21 protein-coding genes and 1 tRNA gene are annotated in these 22,019 nt (G+C 36.2%); 14 read left to right on the top strand and 8 right to left on the bottom strand.

The features are described from left to right. Nucleotides 1-5: 5 nt before the first annotated feature. From M900_RS07450 to M900_RS07420, 7 genes are all read left to right on the top strand, one after another. Nucleotides 6-230 (top strand): (Na+)-NQR maturation NqrM, encoded by a 225-nt coding sequence (locus tag M900_RS07450; RefSeq protein ID WP_021274026.1) that lies wholly within the window; start codon nt 6-8, stop codon nt 228-230. Between the two features lie 165 nt (nt 231-395). After that, nucleotides 396-3,137 carry a 2-oxoglutarate dehydrogenase E1 component gene (locus tag M900_RS07445; RefSeq protein ID WP_021274096.1) on the top strand — a complete coding sequence of 914 codons (2,742 nt, stop codon included), beginning with the start codon at nt 396-398 and terminating at the stop codon, nt 3,135-3,137. Between the two features lie 3 nt (nt 3,138-3,140). Beyond that, nucleotides 3,141-4,367: a 2-oxoglutarate dehydrogenase complex dihydrolipoyllysine-residue succinyltransferase gene (gene odhB, locus M900_RS07440; protein WP_021274170.1), complete on the top strand. Its 1,227-nt coding sequence runs from the start codon at nt 3,141-3,143 to the stop codon at nt 4,365-4,367. 23 nt (nt 4,368-4,390) lie between these two features. Next, nucleotides 4,391-5,797, top strand: a complete 1,407-nt coding sequence (gene lpdA, locus M900_RS07435; RefSeq protein ID WP_021274256.1) for a dihydrolipoyl dehydrogenase — start codon at nt 4,391-4,393, stop codon at nt 5,795-5,797. A gap of 109 nt (nt 5,798-5,906) precedes the next feature. Then, nucleotides 5,907-6,695, top strand: a complete 789-nt coding sequence (locus M900_RS07430; protein ID WP_021274125.1) for a DUF1295 domain-containing protein — start codon at nt 5,907-5,909, stop codon at nt 6,693-6,695. After that, nucleotides 6,692-7,738, top strand: a complete 1,047-nt coding sequence (locus M900_RS07425) for a cyclopropane-fatty-acyl-phospholipid synthase family protein (RefSeq protein ID WP_021274008.1) — start codon at nt 6,692-6,694, stop codon at nt 7,736-7,738. The genes M900_RS07430 and M900_RS07425 overlap by 4 nt, the downstream gene beginning before the upstream one ends. Further along, nucleotides 7,705-8,199 (top strand): chalcone isomerase family protein, encoded by a 495-nt coding sequence (locus tag M900_RS07420; RefSeq protein WP_021274232.1) that lies wholly within the window; start codon nt 7,705-7,707, stop codon nt 8,197-8,199. Before M900_RS07425 ends, M900_RS07420 begins: the two co-directional genes overlap by 34 nt. On the opposite strand, the gene M900_RS07415 is transcribed toward M900_RS07420, so the two are convergent. Then, the gene (locus tag M900_RS07415) at nt 8,176-9,216 is read right to left on the bottom strand and encodes a hypothetical protein (RefSeq protein ID WP_021274078.1); all 1,041 of its coding nucleotides are present in this window, start codon (nt 9,214-9,216) and stop codon (nt 8,176-8,178) included. The two genes, M900_RS07420 and M900_RS07415, sit on opposite strands and share 24 nt — an antisense overlap. Nucleotides 9,217-9,285: 69 nt before the next feature. On the opposite strand from M900_RS07415, the gene M900_RS07410 reads away from it, so the two are divergent. After that, entirely contained in the window at nt 9,286-10,530 is a 1,245-nt protein-coding gene (locus M900_RS07410; RefSeq protein ID WP_034731823.1) for a PilZ domain-containing protein, read from the top strand. Between the two features lie 24 nt (nt 10,531-10,554). Here M900_RS07410 and M900_RS07405 read toward each other — a convergent pair whose 3' ends face one another. Together M900_RS07405 and M900_RS07400 are read right to left on the bottom strand one after the other, a co-directional pair. Next, entirely contained in the window at nt 10,555-11,016 is a 462-nt protein-coding gene (locus tag M900_RS07405) for a hypothetical protein (RefSeq protein ID WP_021274268.1), read from the bottom strand. A 294-nt stretch (nt 11,017-11,310) separates the two neighbouring features. Further along, nucleotides 11,311-11,399, bottom strand: a tRNA-Leu gene (locus M900_RS07400). An 85-nt stretch (nt 11,400-11,484) separates the two neighbouring features. On the opposite strand from M900_RS07400, the gene M900_RS07395 reads away from it, so the two are divergent. Genes M900_RS07395 through M900_RS07380 form a run of 4 tightly spaced genes read left to right on the top strand, consistent with a single transcriptional unit; the run spans nt 11,485 to nt 15,184 of the window. Continuing rightward, nucleotides 11,485-12,930, top strand: a complete 1,446-nt coding sequence (locus tag M900_RS07395; protein ID WP_021274206.1) for a hypothetical protein — start codon at nt 11,485-11,487, stop codon at nt 12,928-12,930. A 9-nt stretch (nt 12,931-12,939) separates the two neighbouring features. Then, nucleotides 12,940-13,353, top strand: a complete 414-nt coding sequence (locus M900_RS07390; RefSeq protein ID WP_021274129.1) for an NADH ubiquinone oxidoreductase 20 Kd subunit — start codon at nt 12,940-12,942, stop codon at nt 13,351-13,353. After that, nucleotides 13,350-14,873, top strand: a complete 1,524-nt coding sequence (locus M900_RS07385; protein WP_021274088.1) for an NADH-quinone oxidoreductase subunit C — start codon at nt 13,350-13,352, stop codon at nt 14,871-14,873. The genes M900_RS07390 and M900_RS07385 overlap by 4 nt, the downstream gene beginning before the upstream one ends. Next, nucleotides 14,870-15,184, top strand: coding sequence for a hypothetical protein (locus M900_RS07380; RefSeq protein WP_021274147.1), 315 nt, complete (start codon nt 14,870-14,872; stop codon nt 15,182-15,184). The genes M900_RS07385 and M900_RS07380 overlap by 4 nt, the downstream gene beginning before the upstream one ends. Here the strand turns inward: M900_RS07380 and aat are convergent. Genes aat through M900_RS17100 form a run of 4 tightly spaced genes read right to left on the bottom strand, consistent with a single transcriptional unit; the run spans nt 15,174 to nt 19,722 of the window. Then, on the bottom strand, nt 15,174-15,878 hold the full coding sequence (aat, locus tag M900_RS07375) for a leucyl/phenylalanyl-tRNA--protein transferase (protein WP_021274051.1): 705 nt from the start codon (nt 15,876-15,878) through the stop codon (nt 15,174-15,176). The two genes, M900_RS07380 and aat, sit on opposite strands and share 11 nt — an antisense overlap. After that, a complete protein-coding gene (locus M900_RS07370; RefSeq protein WP_021274198.1) occupies nt 15,865-16,959 on the bottom strand; it encodes an arginase family protein in 1,095 nt (364 codons plus the stop codon). The genes aat and M900_RS07370 overlap by 14 nt, the downstream gene beginning before the upstream one ends. A 9-nt stretch (nt 16,960-16,968) precedes the next feature. After that, nucleotides 16,969-17,967 (bottom strand): NAD(P)-dependent oxidoreductase, encoded by a 999-nt coding sequence (locus M900_RS07365; RefSeq protein ID WP_021274252.1) that lies wholly within the window; start codon nt 17,965-17,967, stop codon nt 16,969-16,971. A 27-nt stretch (nt 17,968-17,994) separates the two neighbouring features. Then, on the bottom strand, nt 17,995-19,722 hold the full coding sequence (locus M900_RS17100) for a YiiX/YebB-like N1pC/P60 family cysteine hydrolase (RefSeq protein WP_021274297.1): 1,728 nt from the start codon (nt 19,720-19,722) through the stop codon (nt 17,995-17,997). A 174-nt stretch (nt 19,723-19,896) separates the two neighbouring features. On the opposite strand from M900_RS17100, the gene map reads away from it, so the two are divergent. Both map and M900_RS07350 read left to right on the top strand, forming a co-directional pair. Beyond that, the gene (map, locus tag M900_RS07355) at nt 19,897-20,658 is read left to right on the top strand and encodes a type I methionyl aminopeptidase (RefSeq protein WP_021274245.1); all 762 of its coding nucleotides are present in this window, start codon (nt 19,897-19,899) and stop codon (nt 20,656-20,658) included. Then, nucleotides 20,658-21,392, top strand: coding sequence for a (2Fe-2S)-binding protein (locus tag M900_RS07350; protein WP_021274120.1), 735 nt, complete (start codon nt 20,658-20,660; stop codon nt 21,390-21,392). Before map ends, M900_RS07350 begins: the two co-directional genes overlap by 1 nt. On the opposite strand, the gene M900_RS07345 is transcribed toward M900_RS07350, so the two are convergent. Next, nucleotides 21,389-21,943 carry a hypothetical protein gene (locus M900_RS07345; RefSeq protein ID WP_034731816.1) on the bottom strand — a complete coding sequence of 185 codons (555 nt, stop codon included), beginning with the start codon at nt 21,941-21,943 and terminating at the stop codon, nt 21,389-21,391. The two genes, M900_RS07350 and M900_RS07345, sit on opposite strands and share 4 nt — an antisense overlap. Nucleotides 21,944-22,019: the final 76 nt, after the last annotated feature.

Below are 22,019 nucleotides of genomic sequence, written 5' to 3'. Positions count from 1 at the left end.
TATTTATGGAAATTTTCTTTGTGACTCTTGGTGTGCTAATGGTGTGTATCTTCGGGATGGCCATTGGTGTTATTCTATCGAATCGTGAATTAAAAGGATCTTGCGGAGGACTGGGAAAGGTTATCGGTGAAGATTGTATGTTCTGCGAAAAGAAAGAAGATTGTAAAGAGAATCCAGAACAAGCAAAAGACTGTCTCGACCTTGAGAAAGAAGGCTGTCAAACTCACTAAGTAAATGGACCTTACTAATTGTTAAGATTTTAACAGGTAAGGTCAAAGCTTCCCCCTAAAAACTTACTTCACTAACTGTTATCATTTGTAATATATTTATATTAATCGGTCATTTGGCCAATTACATTTTATTAATCGCGTATTTACGCCATTAAAGGACAGTTCATGAAAACGCTAGATTTTTCTCATCTTGCAGGTTCAGACATTTCTTACATTGATTCCCTTTACGAACAGTACAAAGCAAACCCACAAGAGGCCGAAGAAAGTTGGAGAAACTTTTTTCTTGGTTTTGAGTTTGGTGCGGGTAAAGGTGGAGCAGGTGGAGAGGTATCTGAAGATGCATTAAAAAAAGAGTTTAATGTATTTAGACTTATCCAATCATTCAGAGCAAGAGGTCACCTTCTTTCTGACACTAACCCAATTAGACCGAGAAGAGATCGTCACGCACGTATCACTCTTCCTGATTACAATCTGAGTGAGTCTGACTTAGATACAACATTCTATTGTGGTTCTTTTGCAGGTCTTGGTGGACCAGCGACTTTAAGACAAATCTTCGAGCACATGAGTAAAATCTACTGCGGAAAAATCGGTATCGAGTACATGCACTCTAATGATACTGATATGAGAAGATGGATTCGTGAAGAGTTCGAAAAAGGCTACTTAACGAAAAACTTTTCAAAAGAAAAAAAGAAGAGAATTCTTCAAAAACTAAACGAAGCAAACGTTTTTGAAAACTTCCTTCAAACAAAATATACGGGACAAAAGAGATTCTCACTCGAAGGTGGAGAGTCGACAATCCCAGCTCTTGATTCAATTATTAACGAAGGTGCTGAGCACGGAGCAAAAGAATTTATCATCGGTATGGCCCACAGAGGTCGTCTAAATATTCTTGCAAACACTCTTGGAAAAACTTATGAGTATATTTTCTCTGAATTTGAAGGTAATTCTCTAGAGCAACAAGAAGCAATGGGGGATGGTGACGTTAAGTACCACATGGGTTACACGTCGGCGCAGAAAACATTTAGTGAGAAAGAATCACAAGAAGTTTACTTAAAGCTTCTTCCAAACCCTTCACACTTGGAGACAGTTGCTCCTGTTGTTGTAGGTTACTGTCGTGCACAAATTGATATTGCTTACGAAGGTGATGAATCAAAAATTATCCCAATCATTATTCATGGTGATGCTGCTGTTGCAGGTCAAGGGATTGTTTATGAAACTCTTCAAATGTCTGAACTTCCAGGTTATAGAGCCGGTGGTGCGGTTCACTTTGTAATTAATAATCAAATTGGTTTTACAACAGATTTTACAGATGCCAGAAGTTCTAACTACTGTACTTCTGTAGCAAAGATGCTTGATATTCCAATTATCCACGTAAATGGTGATGAGCCAGAGGATGTTGTTTTTGCTTGTGAACTTGCTGTTAAGTTTAGACAAAAATTTAAGAAAGACGTTTTCGTTGATATGGTTTGTTATAGAAAGCATGGTCACAATGAAGGTGACGAGCCAAAGTATACACAGCCACACTTATACGGACTAATTGCAAAACAAAAAAATCCACGTGAGCTCTATCTTGAAAAACTACTTGCTAAAGGTGAGGTTGAGCAAGCTCTTGCTCATGAGATGCAAGAACACTTTAAGCAACTTCTTTCAGATCGCTTTAACAATGTTAAGCAGAAAGAACTCCCTGCAAGAGTAAAAGGTCCACACAAAGAATGGTTAGATCTTCGTTGGTCAAAGCCTGAGGATTTTTTATCTTCACCGGAAACAAAAGTTACTAAAGAAATGCTTGATAAGATTTTGAAGTCGGTGACTACGGTTCCGGCTGGCTTTAAAACACTTCGTAAGGCACAAAAAATCCTTAACGATAGAGTTAAAGCTTATGAAAGTGACACACTTGACTGGGCAATGGCCGAAACATTTGCTTATGGTTCTCTCCTAACTGAAAATCATAATATTCGCTTCACTGGTCAGGACGTAATTAGAGGGACTTTCTCTCATCGTCACATGAAGGTATTTGATGAAAATACCAACGAAGCATACTGTGGACTTGATCATATTCAAAAAGATCAAGGTCGTGTTTATGTTTATAACTCTCTTCTTTCTGAGTATGCAGTTCTTGCGTTTGAGTATGGTTATACTCAAGCAACTCCAAGATCTCTAAATATTTGGGAAGCGCAGTTTGGAGATTTCTCAAACGGTGCACAAATTATGATCGATCAGTTCATCTCGGCAGCTGAAAGTAAGTGGAGAAGAATGAGTGACCTTGTAATGCTTCTACCACATGGTTATGAAGGAGCAGGACCTGAGCACTCTTCATGTCGTCCAGAAAGATATCTTCAGTTATGTGCTGAGTACAATATGGTTGTTTGTGATGTAACGACACCAGCAAACATGTTCCACTTATTAAGACGTCAGTTAAAGTGGGAGTTTAGAAAGCCATTAATCGTATTCACTCCAAAGTCTCTTTTAAGACATCCTCAGTGTGTTTCAAAGGTTTCTGAATTTACTGATGGTAAATTCCAAGAACTAATTGATGACTCTTGGGTAAATGCAAAAGATGTTAAGACTGTTGTTTTCTGTACAGGAAAGATTTACTACGATCTATTAAACCACCAGCAAGAAAATAATCGCAAAGATACAGCTATTGTTCGTATTGAACAATTATATCCTCTTCCAATTGAACAAATTGAAGCAATTAAGAAGAAATATAAGAATGCAAATCTAAGGTGGGTACAAGAAGAACCACATAATATGGGTGCTTGGACATACCTTCTAAGATGGAGAGATACTTTCAAGGATATTGATTGTGTTGCAAGGAAAGCCTCGGCTTCTCCAGCTTCTGGATATGCATCAGTACACTTAAGAGAACAAGCAGAAATCGTAACTAAAGCATTTAAAAAGGACTAGTATATGGCCAAGATACAAATAACAATTCCACCAATTGGTGAATCTATTTCAGAAGTAACTTTAGGAGCATGGTTAGTAAGTGATGGTGACTATGTTAATGAGGGTGATGAACTTGTAGAAGTTGAATCAGATAAAGCAACTCTTCCTCTTCCTGCTGAGCAGAGTGGGGTGATTAAAATTCTTGTTGAAGAAGGAACGGATCTTAAAATCGGTGACGCTGTTGCTGAACTAGATACTGATGCTGTCGGCGCAGCTCCTTCAGCTCCTGCTCCAGCGGCTTCGGCTCCTGTTGCTACTCCTACAGCTGCTCCAGTTGCTGCGACTGGTGGAGATAAGAATTATCCATCTCCAGCTGCTGGAAAAATCCTTGCGGAAAAAGGTGTTGATCCTTCTTCTGTTTCTGGGTCTGGGAAAGATGGTCGTATTACAAAAGCAGACGCGATGAACGCTCAAGCTTCAGCTCCTGCTGCGAAAACAGCTTCGGCTCCAGCTGCTGAGCTTTCAGCTCAGCTTCCAAGTGGCGGAGCTTCAAGAGAGAAGTCTGTTGAGAAAATGTCACGTCTAAGAAAGACAATTGCTTCACGTCTAACTGAGGCTAAGAATTCTACAGCGATGCTTACAACTTTTAACGAAGTTGATATGCACAATGTAATGGCACTAAGATCTAAATATAAAGATGCTTTCAAAGATAAGCACGATATCGGTCTTGGATTTATGAGTTTCTTCACAAAAGCTTGTACTAAAGCTCTGATGGAAATTAAAGGTGTTAACGCTCAAATCGATGGTGATAATATTATTTACCACGATTATGCTGACGTTGGTATCGCAGTCTCGACTCCAAAGGGTCTTGTTGTTCCAGTTGTAAGAAACGCTGAGTCTCTAAGTCTTGCTCAAATTGAAAAAGAAATTAAGAGACTTGCTCTTAAGGGAAGAGATGGGAAACTTTCTGTTGATGATATGACAGGTGGTACTTTTACAATCACAAACGGTGGTGTTTTTGGTTCTATGTTATCAACTCCAATCATTAATATTCCTCAATCAGCAATCCTTGGTATGCACAATATTGTAGAGAGACCAGTTGCTGTTAATGGACAAGTTGTTATTCACCCAGTGATGTACTTAGCACTTTCTTACGATCACAGAATCGTAGATGGGAAAGAGTCTGTAACATTCCTAAAAATGGTTAAGGAGATGATTGAAGATCCGGCCAGAATGCTACTTGATGTTTAATCAAAAAGTTTGGAGAAATTATCATGAGTAATAATGAATATGATGTAGTAATTATTGGTTCTGGTCCTGGTGGATATGTGTGCGCGGTAAGATGCGCACAACTAGGAATGAAAACTGCAATCGTTGAGAAGTACTCAACACTTGGTGGAACATGTCTAAACGTGGGATGTATCCCATCTAAAGCATGGCTAGACTCAAGTGAGAGATATCACGAGGCTCTTCATTCATTCGAAGATCATGGGATCTCAACTGGTAAAGTAAAAGCAGATATTGCAAAAATGGCAGCACGTGTAGCAAAAGTTGTTTCGGATACTAGTGGTGGTGTTGAATATCTTATGCAAAAAAATAAAGTAGATGTTTACAAGGGACTGGGTTCTTTTGTTGACTCTCACACACTTAAAGTTACTGGTGAGAAAGAAGCGATTTTAAAAGCAAAGAATTTTATTATCGCTACAGGTTCGAAGCCATCTTCAATTCCTGGAATTGAAATTGATAAGAAAAGAATCATTACTTCAACTGAAGCTTTAAAGCTTGAAGAGTGTCCAAAGCACATGATCGTAATTGGTGGTGGTGTTATTGGTCTTGAACTTGGTTCAGTCTTTTTAAGACTTGGAGCAAAGGTTTCTGTTGTTGAATACGCTGATTCAATTGTCGCGACAATGGATAAAGACCTTGGAAAAGAGCTGCAAAAAGTTCTTAAAAAACAAGGAATGGAGTTCTATCTTGGTCATGGTGTAACTAATGTTTCTTCTAAGGGGAAGAATGTAACAGTTACAGCAAAAGCTAAGAAAGGTGATAAGGAAATTACCCTCGAAGGTGATTACTGTCTTGTTGCTGTTGGAAGAAGACCATTTGTCGATGGGCTTGAAATTCAAAATGCAGGTGTTGCTCTTGATGAAAGAGGACGTGTTCACACGAATGATCACTTACAGACTAACGTAGCTCATATCTATGCAATTGGAGATGTGACAAAAGGTGCGATGCTTGCTCACAAAGCTGAAGAAGAGGGGGTTTACATCGCTGAACTACTCGCAGGACAAAAACCACACATTAACTATAACTTAGTTCCTGGTGTTGTTTACACATGGCCTGAAGTTAGTTCTGTTGGAAAGACTGAAGCTGAGCTTAAGGAAGCTGGAATTGCAATTAAAGTTGGTAAGTTTCCATTTAAAGCGAGTGGGAGAGCGAGAGCTTCTAATGAGTCTGAAGGATTTGTTAAGGTTATTGCTGATAAGAATACAGATGAAATTCTAGGTGTTCATATGATTGGACCTCGTGCTGCTGACCTGATTGCAGAAGCAGTGACAGCGATGGAATTTAGAGCATCTGCAGAAGATATTGGAAGAATTTGTCATCCACACCCGACTTATTCTGAAGCCTTTAAAGAAGCAGCTCTTATTGCAACTGATAATCGCCCATTAAACCTCTAATAATCTAAAAATATTGGCCCAAGACTCTCGTTTTGGGCCTTTACAAAACCTAGACGGCCATTGAGCTTTTTCTCTAATTCTGTGTACAATAAAATGTATAGGAGTAGGAATGAGTTTAATCTTAGAACATTATTTATACGGATTTGGTGTAGGGATCGCCTTTTTTATCATTGCTTGGGTTGTTTCACTTGTGCTTGGAAAATCTAGTCACATTGATTCGGTCTGGGGACTTTCTTTCTCTTTGCTGACAGCTTTTTATTACTACTTGTCTGGGAAAGTTATCGGGCAGCTAGATATTATTTTTATTACAGTTGTTTTTCTTTGGTCTTTTCGACTTGGATTATTTCTTGCTTATCGTTTCTCTGTAGAAGGAGAGGATCGTCGTTATGTTGAAATTAAAACCAATTGGAATAAGACAAATGTTGGTTTTATCGGAATGTTTATTTTACAAGGCTTTCTGGCCTCTCTCCTTAGTATCCCACTTCTTTTATTTTCACATGGAGTAGTTGTTAACGAAGCTCTTTTCTTTGTTGGAATTTCTTTTGTCTTCATATTTACTGTATTTGAGACCGTTGCTGATTGGCAGTTGTTTCAATTTAAGGCAAGGAATAAAAATCGTACATGTAATGTGGGTCTTTGGAAGTATTCTCGTCACCCGAATTATTTTAGTGAATGGATGATTTGGGTTGGATTATTTCTAACGACACTATCACAAGGAGCTTTAGGTTGGTTTTCATTTATTAGTGTTGCAATAATCTTTTACCTACTTAACTTTGTTTCAGGTATTCCTATTATTGAAAGAGACGCTCGTAATGGAGTTTTTAAACGAGAGGGAGAGAAAGAATATTTTGAAAGTACATCAGTTTTCTTTCCATTGTTACCTAGGAGAAAGTCATGATTGCTACAATATCTAAAGCATTGCCTTCATTTGTTACTTTAGACTCGCTGGTTGAAAAAGGAGTTCTTCCTGACTTTGTTCTTCGCTATGGTATACGCTCTTTATTAAAAGAGAGATTATCTGAACTAGAAGCTTCTGGCATGGATGGGAAGATGGGCTTTATCAATGAACTCAAAAAGTCTCATGTTGCTATAATGGAGGAGCTTGCTAATGTGCAACACTATGAAGTTCCAACAGATTTTTTTAAACTGTGTCTTGGCAAAAGACTCAAATATAGTTGTGCTTATTACGAAACTGGTGATGATCTCAATAATGCTGAAGATAGAATGTTTGAAAAAGTTATTGAAAGAGCTGGACTGCAAGATGGACAAAAAGTTTTAGAGCTTGGTTGTGGTTGGGGATCATTTTGTCTCTATCTCGCAAGAAAATTTCCAAATTCTACATTTGTAGCTATTTCAAATTCTAAAACTCAAAAGATCTATATCGATTCAATTTGTGAAAGAGAGGGAATTAAAAACCTTGAGATCCGTACTGCGAATGTTGCCAACTTAGAATTAGAAGAGACTTTTGATCGAATTGTTTCTGTTGAAATGTTCGAGCATATGAGAAATTATAAAGAACTTTTAAATCGCATTCACGGCTGGCTAAATTCAGATGGTAAGCTATTTATTCATATTTTTTGTCACCGCGAATTTTGTTATCCGTACGAAGTAAAAGATGATACCGATTGGATGGCAAAGTACTTCTTTAGTGGAGGTATCATGCCTTCCTACGATATATTTGAGCAAGTTGGATCAAATATGAAACTTGCTTCAAAGTGGAAGGTCAACGGTTATCATTATCATCGTACATGTGAAGATTGGTTAAAAAATATGGACGCAAATAAAGAGCAGGTTTTTTCACTCTTTGAAAAGGCTTACCCGCCAGGAGAAGCTAAAAAGTGGTTTAACTACTGGAGAGTTTTCTATCTCGCATGCTCTGAATTATTTAAATATGATGGGGGAGATCAATGGTTTGTAGGACACTTCCTTTTAGAAAAATAATCTTATTATTTTTATTTTCACATTCGATCCTTGCCCTTTCCCTCGTCGGAAAGGGTCTATTAACTTTTACCTTCTTTAGATTTGAAGTCTATGAGCTTGAGCTATTTGCTAAAAATCAGGTCCGCTCTCTAGAGGAGCTACAAAAAGAAGAGTCATATGAGTTAGTCTTTACTTTCCGTCGAGATGTGGAGGCCAAGCATTTAAAACAGGCCTGGAGTGATGCAAGTAAAGAAATTAATCAAGCAAGTCTTAAACCTTTTTTTTCTGAAGTCGAGGAAATTCAACCGGCGATGAGGGAAGGTGAGAAAATTAGAGTAACTAAAAATAAAGATACTGTTACTTTTAGTTTTCCAAAATCGAAGGTTGAGTTGAAAAATGCTGAGTTTGCAAAGACTCTACCGTGGATTTGGTTAGGAGATAATGAAGTAGGAGAAAAATTAGCCTATCAGATTTTTCCCTAGATCATCGAAGCAGAGAAGCATTCCATTCGCCAGCTCAACTTTTTTGAGGTCAGGATATACTTTTCTTATTTTTGAGTTTTTATCCTTCATGAGTTTTAAAATTCCTTTTGTTTCTGAAGAGATATCTTCTTCACGAAGAAATTGAAAGTTTTCATCAAAGGAAATTGAACGTGGAGGATATTTAAGAGTGATTAGGTTATTTTTACTTTCCTTGAAATAAATCTCAATACCTTCAGTTAGCCCTATCCAAGAGCCACTTGAATCATCTATTTTAAGAGCAATATACTCAGAGCTATATATTCTATTAAGAATTAAATCACTGCTGCTATCTTCTTCTTTTGTGTTAACTTCATAAATATAAGCATAAGGATGATGTCTTGGAGATACCATTTTTATAAATATTTTCTTGTTATTTAATTTACCGACTTGATCTAGTCTAGTGAGGAGATCTCCATGAGATTCAATCGCAATGATACCTCTACTTGAGTCAGTCATGATAGACTTTAAAATATTTTCTAAGGACTTACCTGTAGGAAAGTAGAGTAAGGCATAGTCATAATATAGTTTCTTATATCTCTCATCGAAAATAGTTTCATAAAACTCATGGTGAGAGGAGAGATTTTCGTTTAAAGATATTGCTGCCTTCATTCTCGAGGCAATTGGTTCAACGGAGATAACTTTGATTTTTGGAAAAAAAAGGTTTGCAGTAATCGATAGAAGAGAAGCTGCACTTCCAATATCACAGATCGTAGATTCACCCTCTAAATTCTTTAATATTTTATAGAAGTCAAAAATTGAATTATTCAAAGCGTGATGATGAATATCACCCAGGTAGAATTCACTGCTGTCTTCAAGTTGGAGTTCCTCATTTGTAATATTCTCAACTGTATCAACATTAAAGAGCGATAGAACTTCGGTCTGAGCGTTAATAATTTGCTTTTCAGATAAAGCTTCTTGTACAAGTATATCTTCAATAATTTCAATAGCTTTAGCTATCACTTCGTTACTTAATTTCATATTTATCAATATATTTTCATATAATTAAAGGTTTTTAGTTAGTTATCCGATTAGTTTAGTAGGTTTATTATGATAGATACAAAATTGAAAGAAAAACACTTTTTTATTTGTAAACGCAAGGGGACTTTTGCGTTTATAAATCTTAATGATCTCCACGTTGAAGTGGTGGAAAGAGAAGTGTTCATCAACAGTTTTGTCTATGCTCCTGAAGATAGGGCCTGGGTTCCACTCCTTTCTCATCCTGAGATTCCTCATGAGATTAAAGTTGCAGCTACTTTTTGTGAGGCAGAGATTCCTGTTCCACTATTTCATCCTGTGCCTTTTAATGAAGTTACTTTACAACGAGATATAGAGGAAGAGAAAGTCATTGAAGTTGATAATTCTCACCTTGAACAATTTGAAGATATTAAAAAAGAGATCAGCGATTTATCATCTCGTGTTATTAGTAAGGAAGATGAGGTTATTGCTAGAGTAAATACCCTTAGGGATATGATCACAACGCTTAGTAGAGATGACAAGCAGCGTATCGAACTCGAAGAACGCTTAGAAAAATCAAACTTAAGAATTCAAAATATTACTATTGAAAATGATCTCCTTAAAAATAACCTTAAGAAGGCAATGACTAAAATTGAGATTCTACAAAATAGGATCAATGAAAATAATCAGACAAATTCATCTGTTGCTAAGATATATAGCGATAAAGACTTAGGTCTAGAAGATTTAAGAAATGGAAAAACATTTGAATTCTTAAATAGTAAGGTGTGGTTCATCAAAAGTGAGTCTGGAAATAAAGGGCCATTACGATTTGACGAACTACTTCATATGAAAGAGTCCGGTGAACTAAAAGATTCTAAGATTAAGCGTAGTGGTGATTTGCAGTGGAAGGATATGCAAGATATCTTGGAGCTTTCCGCAGAAGTCTCTCTTCACTATGAAGACAAAGCAAATTCAGAAAAATCAATCTATTTGGTGCAAAGAGGTGAGTATCGTGCAGATATTCGTGAAGCCATTACATTTATGATTCGAGATAATGAGTATAAAGGCTATCTTACTAATATTAGTTTGAGTGGTGGCTTTATTGAACTTGTTAAACTTGATGGTGTAGATCATACTAAAGATAGATCCGGGACATTATTTTTTAATGAAGGACTTGTTAGCGAATCTATTTCATGTGACTTCAAGATCAAGCGTGTGGCCGATGGTCGACCAAAAGGTATTGGATTCGCATTTATAAATGTATCCCAAAAAAATACAGAAATTCTAGGGAAATTGATTTCAAAAATAATCAATGCAAATAATAAAATTGCAGCCTAAGATTCCTCAAGCCGCTTGTTTCATTTATTTACAGTAAAAAAATGTGTGTGCCGGTTCAGAGAAAAAGCCTGTACCAGAGAAGTTTCTACTTTCAACTCCTACTTTGAATGCTTGTAGGTCAGATGAGATAGCACGGCTCGTGTCGTGTCTATCCCACATATTTTCGTAATATAAGTCAATTGTATATTCAGATGATTTTGAGTCTTGGGACAGTTTAAGCTTGATAATTCTATCGGTTGCTTTTGTCGTTTTTGCCACAAATTCATTATTTGCATCAAACTCATCAGCTTCGAGTTTGATCTTTAATAAGACTTCACCACTATTGTCATTGATTGATTCAAGAAAACAGTCCTGGTTCGCTGTTAAATTTCTTACAAGCTCATTTTGAACTTCATGTTTATCTATGACCCAGTTCTTCCCTTTTGTTACTGCTCCAAAAGAGTTAATTGATAGAACTAAAGCTGCGAATGTGACTAATTTCTTCATCTTTCCCTCATTTATTTAAATATATCTCAGTATGACATGAGAGAGTTTAGCTTAGGGGGAGTTTGAAATTATGTTAGGGGGGTGATCAAAGTTTGGACATCATCTAATATTTACTTATGCTTATAGGTAAGTAGTCATGCAAATTTCTTGGAAAAACATGGTGCTCAGGGCCACATCCTGCGATAAAAGCCGAAGGGTTTTAGCGCTGAGATGCTTAATTATAAATTCAAAAAAATAAGCGTTAGCGCCTTTTTTTTGAGACCAGTCTATTTAATCAAATTTCTTGGAAAAACATGGTGCTCAGAGCGAGACTTGAACTCGCACGGGCCGTGAAGCCCACAGGATTTTAAATCCTGGGTGTCTACCGATTCCACCATCTGAGCATTTAGATTAAATTCTTTCTACCATTTTCGTAATATAAATATTAAAATTATTAATAATTACAACTATTTTGGTATCAAAAATCTTGTGGATACAGAAAAGAATTTTGAACTTTTACAGAGGATTTGTCAAATTAAAAAGTTAAGAGGACTCAATTTATTTTTAATGCTTATTGTCGCATATTCTTGCTCAAGAAATGTTGTTTTGACTGACACTAAGGACACTGAGGCCGAGTGGTTCAATACTGATCGTAACTTTAGCTCTGTAGACTATGAGGGGAGAACCACAATTCATCAATTTTTTGACCCTCCAGTAGATTTCGATATTAATAAAAACCTTGTTGACGTCGTAGTAACTACTCCCGCCAATTCGCCTTATCATTACGAGTTGGATATGGTTTCTGGTCAAAAAGTTTTTAATCATGCTTACTGTAAAGAGAGTAATGTTTGGACGAAAGAGAAAAATGCAATTGAGTATCCTCCGTATCATGACGCATTTATTCCGAAACTTTTAAATCAATCAAAGTTGCCTCAAAGAGTAATTTTCTTTGGTGCTGACAAGGCAATCGCTGAACAAAACCCAAAGCACTTTTCTAACATTGTTAAAGTTAGAATTATCTCTGGGGTTGTAGAGCAGTACTGTAAGACTTATCCGTGTGATACTTTTTCGAAATGGGATTCAAATATTCTTTTGATTGGGGTTTCCCAGGCAGATCCAAAGTATGCAGAGGTGAGATCATTCAAGGATCTTGTGCAAGTTATTGACTGGCCAAAGTCAAAGGCTTTTCTAGAAAATGGTAGGGGCCGTATTCTAGGAGAGGATAATAGTTTTCCTGCTTATAAAATTTACGGACAAGTTCTTCCAACTAATGCTTTAAAGTTTGCTGTTGAAAAAGGTCATCTTTTTTCGACGAAAGAATTGAGAACTTTAAGACGCAGCTGTGAATCAATTTATTCGGAGTTAGAAGAAAGTCGCAAGAAGATGCTAAATTTAGAGGTGGATTTCCCAACATATTTTTTAGAGTTTTACCGCACGAAGAAAGACTTATTCTACGCTTGCCAGGAATTTGTGAAAGGTTATGAGATTACAGCAGATTTAAATGCGCATTGGTACTATGAATATCTAAGAGCATTCTTTTTCTTAAATAAAGATAATCTCGTCTATGATTGTGCAAAGAGAGAGTGGATGCGAAACTACCGTGGTCCAGAAGGAAAGCTTGTTTATAACCAGGAAAAAGAACTAGCATATTGTTCCTCAGCACAACTAAATGTTGCCTTTGAAAAGGCCGTTACTTACTTGTCAACTTATCGTTCGAAGGGAAGCGAGTTTTATGAGTATATTGAATACGATAGTGGGAGCTATGGGACAGCTGAAAAAATATATAATTGGGTAAAAAGAACTGGAAAGGTTCAAACTTGTAATAAGGTTGTAATTGATCGACCAATTTTCCCTGAAGATATTCGTTGGAATTATATCACAGGGGTAAAGGAAGAAAGTGCTGAGAAAGTACAAGTTTTTAAAAGAAAGAAATGATGGTGAAAAGTGAATAATTATCAAACGTACTGTGATGCGTATTCAAAAAGAACTGGAAAAAAGTTTCATTGGTTCCTTGGGAGCTGCTGCCTAGAGATATCAAAATTTAATGAGAAAGTTTCTTTTAGTAACTTCTCTTCTTCTACAAATATTGATGATGCAGATATCATCGTTATTGGGAAGAAGTTAAGTGCACGAGACATTGAGTTTTTAAATAGTATTGAAGGAATTAGTACAAAGAGAATTATTTCTTTTGGTATTTGCAGTACTTCAGGTGGTATTTTCGAATCACAGGGAATGCTAAAGACAGTAAATGAGATTACTAATTTTAAGGGAGAGATTTCTTTCGTACCAGGTTGTCCTCCTCGTTTTGAAAATTTCACTTCCGTTCTTGAAGCTGAAGTCAGTGGAGAAGTGAAATGATTGTAAAGAAGATAACTGATTCTTTAAAGATCCATCGTAAGGATGAACTCGCCGATTTATTTGCGGAAATTGGTGCAAAAAGTTCAATTTCATGCGTAGGTGTCACTTGCTTGGATCTTTTAAATAGTTCTCACTTAAAAAATAAGTACGGAATTACTGAAAGCCGCTACTTATTAATTTATATATTCCATGATCTTGAAAAAGAGCAGATTCGTTATATTGGTTGCCCTCTTTTATTTGGTCAAACAATGCAGTCATACTCTCAAATTTGGAGTTCTCTTTTCTATCAAGAAAAAGAAGTATACAAAAATTTTGGTATCACTTTCTATGTCGATGAGCGTATTCAACATGAGATTCTTGAGAAGGATAATTCACACTTTCTCGAAAAAGATTTTGTTAAGGGAGATGTCCTTCGTGATTCTTCAATAGAAAATGATCTCTATGATTATCTTAATGTGAATCTTCATGAGTATGGTGTAGAGTCAAGCGATGTGAGTTTTGAGTTCTTAACAAACGGTAAGAACATTCAAAAGATGAAGGTCTCTCAAGATTCTCCATTTATAGGCCTAGAGAAACGATTTGAAAAAATTAATATAAGCGACTATCCAAAGTATATTAGTCATTTCAATATTTATACCCCATTTTCGTATCAGCTTCTTTGGTTTGAAGTCCAATCATATCTTAAAGGAACCACTTATACTCAATACCTTGAAGCCAAGAAAATGCTTTTTCTTGAAATTTCGCGTCTCTATGAGCATATTCAATCTTTGAAAGAAAGTTTTTTACTAATCGATGAAAAGTCTGCGAATGAACTCTGTGAAAGTATTCAAAATGATTTCTATATGTTGTTTTGTCAGATCGATTCAGGTCGACCATATCCTATAATTACTAATGATTTTGAATCGAGACTTCCAGAAGGCTGGCTCAGAAAGTGTATCGAATTACTTCAAAAGTATGGTCCATTGCTTGAAAAATTAAAGTCTTCAATTGTTTCTCTAGATAGAATTGTAAAGAAGACGATGATTTCTAATAAGACAATTCATCCATTAAAAGCTGGTCTAAGTGGACTGGGCCTAAGAAGCTTTGGTGTTAGTTATGATATTAGAAAAAATCAACCATTCTATCTCTACGATCAGCTTGAATTGAAAGTTCCGCTTGGGATTTCAGGGTCTTCATATGATCGTCTATTGATTAGACTTGAAGAGGTTCTTGAAGTTAGTTCAAATATTGTAAGACTAGTCGAAGGCTTTCCGGTATTCTCGGCAGATAGTGCTCATTTCTCTGTTCCACATTTTGAAGAAGAAGAAATCTTATTTGCGACGACAGAAAATGCTCACGGTGATATCAGTTTTATTATGCATTCACTGCCTTCTCAGCATATGATGAGTCGTTTCCACGTAATTAATCCATCTCTTAGATTTCTCTATTCTTTTGAGAACTTCTATTCGCATACTAATGTAGACTTGATCGCGATGGATTGGGTGACTCTCGGTTTAAATATTTCAGAGGTTGTTAAATGATTTTTAATAAAAAAATTTACTCGTCATCAGGTACAATTAATTCTTTTTTTAAGCGTCTAAATTTACTTTCATTAAATGGAGTAAGTCGATCTGAGGTTACTGTTAACTCGTTACTCTTTCCTGTGGCAAAATCAAAGATTTCAGAAAGTGACATTTCTGAATTAAATGAAGTATGTCACACGAATGCTTTTCTCTTTGAAAAGGAAGCTAAACTTAATCTAGCCCTATGTAATTCTTGTGGAGACTGTTCGTTTCACCAAAAAGTGGAAATGAGACCAGTTAAGATTTCTGGGCAGATTGTTAGTTTGTAAGGCTTTGCGCAATCTCATGGATGTTGAGATTAAAATTCTTAACATCAATTTTTTTCATCCCTAAAGACATCTGAAGTAGATGCTTGAATTTATCACGAGAGATCTCGGTCGCACCGAAGTTCTTTGTGGTGTTGGTGATCATCTGTGTATCAAGGTATGGAATACCAAGCTTTCTGAGATTATATAAGAGGACGAAGAGGGCAACCTTTGATGCATTCTTTTCTTTATGAAACATGGACTCACCACTTATAAATCCGCCCAGGATAACACCGTATAGACCACCAATAAGTTCTCCTTTGGGGTTTCTGACTTCGATACTATAGGCGTGTTCATGATGGTGAAATTCCGTATAGCCGTCAATAATCTCTTTTGTGATCCATGTTCCTTCTCGCGATTGGTTGTGAACCTTGGCACAAGTACTTATCACTTCTTTGAAGTCTGTGTTAAAGGTCACAGAAAAATCACATTTTTTAATAAATTTTAAAAGGCTTCGAGAAACATGAAGGTCTTCGGTAAAAATTACTCCGCGTTTACTTGGAGAGAACCAGGCCATAGGAAAGTCTCTACCAATTGGCCATGGATAAATGCCTCGGCCGTAGGCGAGTAGCAGTGAGTCTGGATGAAGATCGCCTCCTAAAGCAAGAAGTCCATTTTCATCTGCTGTATCGATATTTGGAAAATCAATTATTGGCATTTGCCAGTGCCTCAATCAAAAAGCTTGAAATAACAGCTCCAACTTCAAGTGTTTTCTTGGCGGCCATTGGATCATTCCCAACATTTGGAGCAATCTCTACCATGTCCGCACCAGTGATTTTTATTTTTTCATTTATTGTTTTTAAAATTATTAAACATTCATGGGGCATAAGACCATCGATCTCGGGAGTTCCTGTTGCACTTGCGACACTTGCATCTAGAGCATCGATATCAAAACTTACATATAATTCTTCAACTCCAGACTTTAGAAGTTCTTCACGTACTTTTAAAGCTAGTTCATATGGACCGATGTCTTTTACTTCTTTTGTCCAGTACTGATTAAGTCCAAATTCTTTTTCCCAGTACTCTTTTGACTTTCCGCTTGAGCGAATCCCAAATTGGTAACAGTCTTTACTTGAGTCAAGTCCGTCGAGAACATGTGTTAGCCAACTACCAAAACAAAGATCAATTCCTAGTCTTGTATGTAATAGATCTGTATGCGCATCAAAGTGAAGTATACCGGCTTTTATTCCACGGTCTTTCCTACTTTTTAAGTAAGATTTTACAAGTGGGTAACTTACTGAATGATCACCACCAATTGCAAATAGCTTTTTGTCTGCATTGATTGAGTAGAAGTCATCGCAGAACTTCTCTGTAATGCTCAAAGGTGATATTGGTAGGGGCGATTTATTATTTTGATAAAGCGCATCTCGACAACTTTCGATAGTCTCATTGTTAAGATACTTATCATGGAGGAGATGAGGTATTACTCTAATGTCTCCTAGGTCATCATACTTTAGTTCTGCATGTGATTCGATAAGAGTATTTCTTAGATATAATGGACCCCAATTCGCTCCTCTTTGAATCCCTCCGCCGCAGTCAGAGCATACTCCAATTAGAAAAACTCCATCTTTTTCTACCTTCTCTGAAAGTTGGGCTTCCCAAATTGCTGGAACGTTTTCAGTCGTATTATACAATTTATGCCAGAGCATGTCTTTTTTCTCTTTAGCGGTATTAACTGTGAAAACACCAGAACCAGGAGGGCATAAATATGATTTAAAATTTTCTAATATATTTGTCATAAAGTTACCTTAGATAAGTATTCCATCAATGATATTATTTTTGAGGAATGCTTTCTTATATTTTAATTCAAACTCGGCTTTTTTTAAAGTGAGTCCATCTTTGATTGCGGTTTTCTCAAATTCAATAATTTGTTCATCAATATTTTCATATACACCCGCAATGTGTGAGGTTAGCTTAATATTTGCTAATCCTTTAAACTGAGAAAGATCATTTGGTTCATTCTCATAAACATCAAGATAGGCCTTAGCTTCTTGATTTCTTGCAAGGAAGTTGATGAGGTCTCTCTCGGCAATGAGTCCTCCTCGTGCGGCATTGATAATGACTAGGCTATCTTTTGCTGACTTTAATTTGTTCGTATTTATAATATGGGCCGAGGTTTTATTAAGCCCACAAGATAAAATAACCGAGTCGTACTTTGAAAGTTCTATTTCATGTACTTGATTCTCTGGCGTTATGGCTAAGTAGGGATCATAGATATCATAGCTTATTCCACTAAGATTAAAGAATGAAGCAAGCTTTGATCCTATATGTCCTAAGCCAACTATCAGTGAGTGGTGCCTGTAGATGTAGCTCCTTTTAAAGGTTCTACTCTTATCCCAATTTGGAGAGAATGGAATAGCTCCTTGCGAATCAAGGAAACATGCAATGATATATTGAAAAACGGCATCAGCACGAATCACGTTTCCATTTATTATTGGAAACTTTGCATCTTCAATAAACTCTTTAGAAAGATTGTCATAACCAGAGTTAGGGTGAATCCAAAGAGTAATGTGATTTTTGATTTCTTGGTAGAGATCAATTTTCGTATAACTTGTCGAGATGAAAATAATTTGAAGATTAGGATTTGATTTGATTTCAGTTTGTACAATATTGTAATCAGAAATATATTTGGAATTCTTTAATTCTGGCAAACTAAGCAGAATTTTTTCTTCCTGTTCTCTAAAATGATGATCTTGGTAAGATGAGACTTCTGGTCTAAATATGATAAATTGTCCACTAGTATTCATAGTAGACAATTTATCGCTTTTTACTATTTATTGTCCATAGACAAGTTGTGTATAACTCTTATTACAGACTTTTACGTATTGTTTTCGCCCGAAATTTCTGTGATCATCATTACCAACATTTCTTTGTCTCATATAACACTTCTTAGTTACTTTATCGAAGGCTGGTTTTCCCAGGGACTTAGATCTTTTCTTATTATACTTAAAAGATAGATTCTCTGCCATGTCTTTAATATCAATACGTTTTACTTCATTTTCTTTATTACCGATTATCGATATATCTAGCCCTACAGGTGACTTGTCCCATAAGCTTAATGACACTACATCATCAGGAGAGATTGTGAATCTTCCAAAGATATAGGCCGTCGGCCACTTGATATCGCCATAAGCATGGTATACAACTTCTGAACACACAACTTTATCAAGTGTATGAACATCAAAGTTAAAATCATAATCTTTTCCAAGCTGTTCAAAAGCAACTTTGTAAATTTGTTTTGCACGATCAAGGTTCTCTAATACCTTTGGCTGTCTTACTAGAGTGATCTCATCGATCTGCATAAAGTCTTCAATCGTTGTTAAACGTGAGCCTGGTCTGATTGACTCAAGTATGACTTTACCATTTCTAATTTGTTCCTGATATGGAGCTATAATTGGATCATTCCAAAGACCTACTTCTCTAAGTTGTGCTTCTGTTCCAAGATAAAGAGCGATATGTCCAAAGTGACCAGGGATAAATAAATCCGTCGCAGCAAATGGTGTCTTCTCAGAGATAATATCGAGAGGCTTTAGCTTTCCTGCAATGAACTTCTCTCCCCATTCATGCTTAAATAAGTAACCATTTCTCCATCTAATTTTTCCAACAAGATTCCCAAAAAGTCCGCTTACGAAGTTTGTGAATTTTCCAAAAATAGCTGTAATAGTATCGGAGCCTCTTATATACTTAAATTTATCAAACTCTTCTGAAACAATTCTCTTTGTCATCGCCTGCTGCTCATTAACCACTACCAGTCTTGTAATTAGAGGATTTAGTTTATGAAGAAGATCGATTCGAGAATTTGCAAACTCTACAGCATATTGTTTTGTCATTTCTCTATACTTGTCTGTGTTCACAGTTTTCATATAGTCGTGAACTCTTGTTATATTTGGATATTGCTTAGATTGGGTTTTATAGATATCAATAACAATTCTTCTTAAACGACTATTTGTAAAGAACTGCTTATAAGCTGTATCAAAGAGATTGAATAGGTTAGTGATAGCACCCATCTTGATAAGGTGTTTCTCAATAGCTTCTTCATTTGAACTTTTAAAGATACCAGAGATATTCGAATCAGTATGGTAGTAGTTAATCATTTCCATATTAAGATCAGCGATAATAAGTAGTGTTCTAATAAGATTATCGATAGTAGATAGATCATCACCACGAAGAACATTATCTGAGCTTAATTGATCTACAACTCGAGTCGAAAACTCCTGGCTTATAGCTAAAAATTTATCAGTTTTTTGAATTAGCGACTTTAAGTTTTCAGTATTGTTGATGATTTCTTGCTTTATGATATCGTTGTGAGCTGAACTAGTATCCAAATCCATAAGCAGCATTTCTTTGCGTACTTCTAAATTATTTAAATGTGCTGCCTTACTAGTTGCGGAACCCTTTACTTGGTCTGTAATATCCATCAGGCGATAATTTATCGATTGTGTGCTTCCCGCAGATGCTAGACTATTGGCCGCAATTACAAGTGGAATTAAATACTTAACCATTCTCAAAACAGACTCCTTATTCTTTGATATGCCCTTCTAGCGCAATGCGTTAGCTATTTGTACAATTTTGTAATATTTTCAATCTAATTATATGCGTAAGTGCCCTAAATTTGGAAACTCTTTGACTAAAAGGCCAAAAAATCATAAAAGAGATTAAACATTTATGGAGTTTTTATGATTTCAATCAAGTCGAGTAGGGAAATAGAGTTAATGCGTGCAACTTCAAAGTTAGCTGCTGCAACTCTCGAATATATTGAGCCATTTGTTAAGCCAGGTGTAAGCACTGAAGAGCTTAACCAATTATGCCACGATTATATTATCAAGCATGGGGCTTATCCTTCTCCTCTAAACTACCATGGCTTTCCAAAGTCAGTTTGTACTTCATTAAATGAAGTTATCTGTCATGGAATCCCAAGTAAAAAAGATGTTCTAAAAGATGGTGATATTTTAAATATCGATGTCACAACTTACCTTAATAAGTTTCATGGTGACACAAACAAAACTTTTCTTGTTGGAAATGTTTCTGATGAAGTAAAGAAGTTAGTCGATGTAACTTATCGTTGTATGATGGCCGGAATTGAACAAGTAAAACCAGGTGGTTTTATCGGTGATATCGGTGCTGTCATAGAAGAACTCGCTCATCGTGAGGGGTACTCAGTGGTTGAAGATTACTGTGGGCATGGAATTGGTCGTGAATTCCATGAAGATCCACAGGTTGTTCATGTTGGAAAGCGTGGAACTGGTCCACAAATGAAGCCAGGAATGACATTCACAATTGAGCCAATGATTAACCTTGGGACTAAGCACTGCAAAGTGCTTAAGGATGGTTGGACAGTTCTGACAAAAGATGGAAAGTTCTCGGCACAGTTTGAGCACACAATTCTAGTTACAGATACAGGATATGAAATCCTAACTATTAGAGAAGAAGAGAAATAGTGTCGATACTAACTGGACCTACTTTAGAGTTTGAAATTATCTCAACTTTTGGTCCAGTTGCTTTCGAGTTTATTATTGATGCTAGAGACCGAATCGTCGAAAGTGCAATTTCTTTTCCAGAAAGACTAGATCTCCAAAATAAATTTCAAACAACATTGAATAATTTCTCTAAGAAGCAGCGTCGTGAGCTGCCAGCATCACTGAATGGCTTACCTCTTGAGGAAGGAATTCTTTGGATGGCAATGATTGAACGTCTTAACTTTGAATTTATTGTAAGTTATAGCTCTCTTAGACCAACGGATGAACTTCTATGTCGTTGTTTCGGCGTGATGAAAAATGATGTTTTAAAGGTGATTAACGAAGGTGCTCAAGACCTATTAACAATTACAAATCTAACGAAGGCCTCTGGTGGCTGTGGAAGTTGTAAGAGTGATATTGTTGAACTGATGACATTAAGAGGGCTACGTTCCCCGGAAGTACACCTCGAAGGACTTGGTATTGATGCAGAAGCATTTAGTGCGACCAAGAAGGCAAAATACCCTCGAGAGAAAATCATGGAACTAACTCCGCTTGAGTTCCTTGCTACTCATATCTTCCCAATGGGGAAGGAAGAAAATTTTGAAGTATTAGGCTTAGTTGAAAATAATCTCTATATTAAAGCAGACTCAATGGTTCTTAGACTTGAAGAGTTTATAAAAGAGAATAATCTTAAGTTAACGACTTTCTACTCTTAATAATTATTACACTTTTTCAAAATTTCATCGATACTTTCAAGCTTATCAAAGATAATTTCAAGATCAGCTTTTTCACCGATAATTTTTTTTGAACTAAGCTCCTCTTCTAGATAGAGGTAGCGCTGAAATAGTGGTTTAACACCCGGAATATTTTTTTCAATACACTTTGGATCTTTCGCGAGAGATTGTACTGAGCTTAGAAATTTCACGAGCATAATACCAGCTCTGTCTCGAACAGCATTGAGGTGGACATATTGAAAGTCTGAACCTTCTTCTTTCTTAAATATTTTCCTGTCTCTAATAATTAGTTCTTTTAAGAGTAGGAGTGATGGACTTCGTTTTGATGAAGAGCAGATGCGCTTATAGGCCTCAGGAGTCACCTCAAGATTAGATATAGATGTCATCTCTTCGATCATATCCTGGTTTAGTCGGTAGACTGGACCAGTATACTTTTTCTTAGCATAGTAATTTTCTTCGCTGCCTAGGCAATGGAGCAGTGAAGACGCATATGTGTTCGATATTATAAGTAATGGGATAAGCAGTTTTTTCATTTTCTTTTACTTCAAGTGATTTTTAATTTATACAAGTATTATAGTAATATAAATCGGTTTAATGGTCTAAGTACTT

Source organism: Bacteriovorax sp. Seq25_V (genome assembly GCF_000447795.1).
Lineage (GTDB): Bacteria > Bdellovibrionota > Bacteriovoracia > Bacteriovoracales > Bacteriovoracaceae > Halobacteriovorax_A.
Note: the sequence above shows the minus strand (reverse complement) of the source record. Positions and strands in the feature narration are given on the sequence as shown.

Coding starts and splice junctions, on each gene's coding strand:
- M900_RS07450 (WP_021274026.1), top strand. CDS start 6: ATGGAAATTTTCTTTGTGACTCTTGGTGTGCTAATGGTGTGTATCTTC.
- M900_RS07445 (WP_021274096.1), top strand. CDS start 396: ATGAAAACGCTAGATTTTTCTCATCTTGCAGGTTCAGACATTTCTTAC.
- odhB (WP_021274170.1), top strand. CDS start 3,141: ATGGCCAAGATACAAATAACAATTCCACCAATTGGTGAATCTATTTCA.
- lpdA (WP_021274256.1), top strand. CDS start 4,391: ATGAGTAATAATGAATATGATGTAGTAATTATTGGTTCTGGTCCTGGT.
- M900_RS07430 (WP_021274125.1), top strand. CDS start 5,907: ATGAGTTTAATCTTAGAACATTATTTATACGGATTTGGTGTAGGGATC.
- M900_RS07425 (WP_021274008.1), top strand. CDS start 6,692: ATGATTGCTACAATATCTAAAGCATTGCCTTCATTTGTTACTTTAGAC.
- M900_RS07420 (WP_021274232.1), top strand. CDS start 7,705: ATGGTTTGTAGGACACTTCCTTTTAGAAAAATAATCTTATTATTTTTA.
- M900_RS07415 (WP_021274078.1), bottom strand. CDS start 9,216: ATGAAATTAAGTAACGAAGTGATAGCTAAAGCTATTGAAATTATTGAA.
- M900_RS07410 (WP_034731823.1), top strand. CDS start 9,286: ATGATAGATACAAAATTGAAAGAAAAACACTTTTTTATTTGTAAACGC.
- M900_RS07405 (WP_021274268.1), bottom strand. CDS start 11,016: ATGAAGAAATTAGTCACATTCGCAGCTTTAGTTCTATCAATTAACTCT.
- M900_RS07385 (WP_021274088.1), top strand. CDS start 13,350: ATGATTGTAAAGAAGATAACTGATTCTTTAAAGATCCATCGTAAGGAT.
- M900_RS07380 (WP_021274147.1), top strand. CDS start 14,870: ATGATTTTTAATAAAAAAATTTACTCGTCATCAGGTACAATTAATTCT.
- aat (WP_021274051.1), bottom strand. CDS start 15,878: ATGCCAATAATTGATTTTCCAAATATCGATACAGCAGATGAAAATGGA.
- M900_RS07370 (WP_021274198.1), bottom strand. CDS start 16,959: ATGACAAATATATTAGAAAATTTTAAATCATATTTATGCCCTCCTGGT.
- M900_RS07365 (WP_021274252.1), bottom strand. CDS start 17,967: ATGAATACTAGTGGACAATTTATCATATTTAGACCAGAAGTCTCATCT.
- M900_RS17100 (WP_021274297.1), bottom strand. CDS start 19,722: ATGGTTAAGTATTTAATTCCACTTGTAATTGCGGCCAATAGTCTAGCA.
- map (WP_021274245.1), top strand. CDS start 19,897: ATGATTTCAATCAAGTCGAGTAGGGAAATAGAGTTAATGCGTGCAACT.
- M900_RS07345 (WP_034731816.1), bottom strand. CDS start 21,943: ATGAAAAAACTGCTTATCCCATTACTTATAATATCGAACACATATGCG.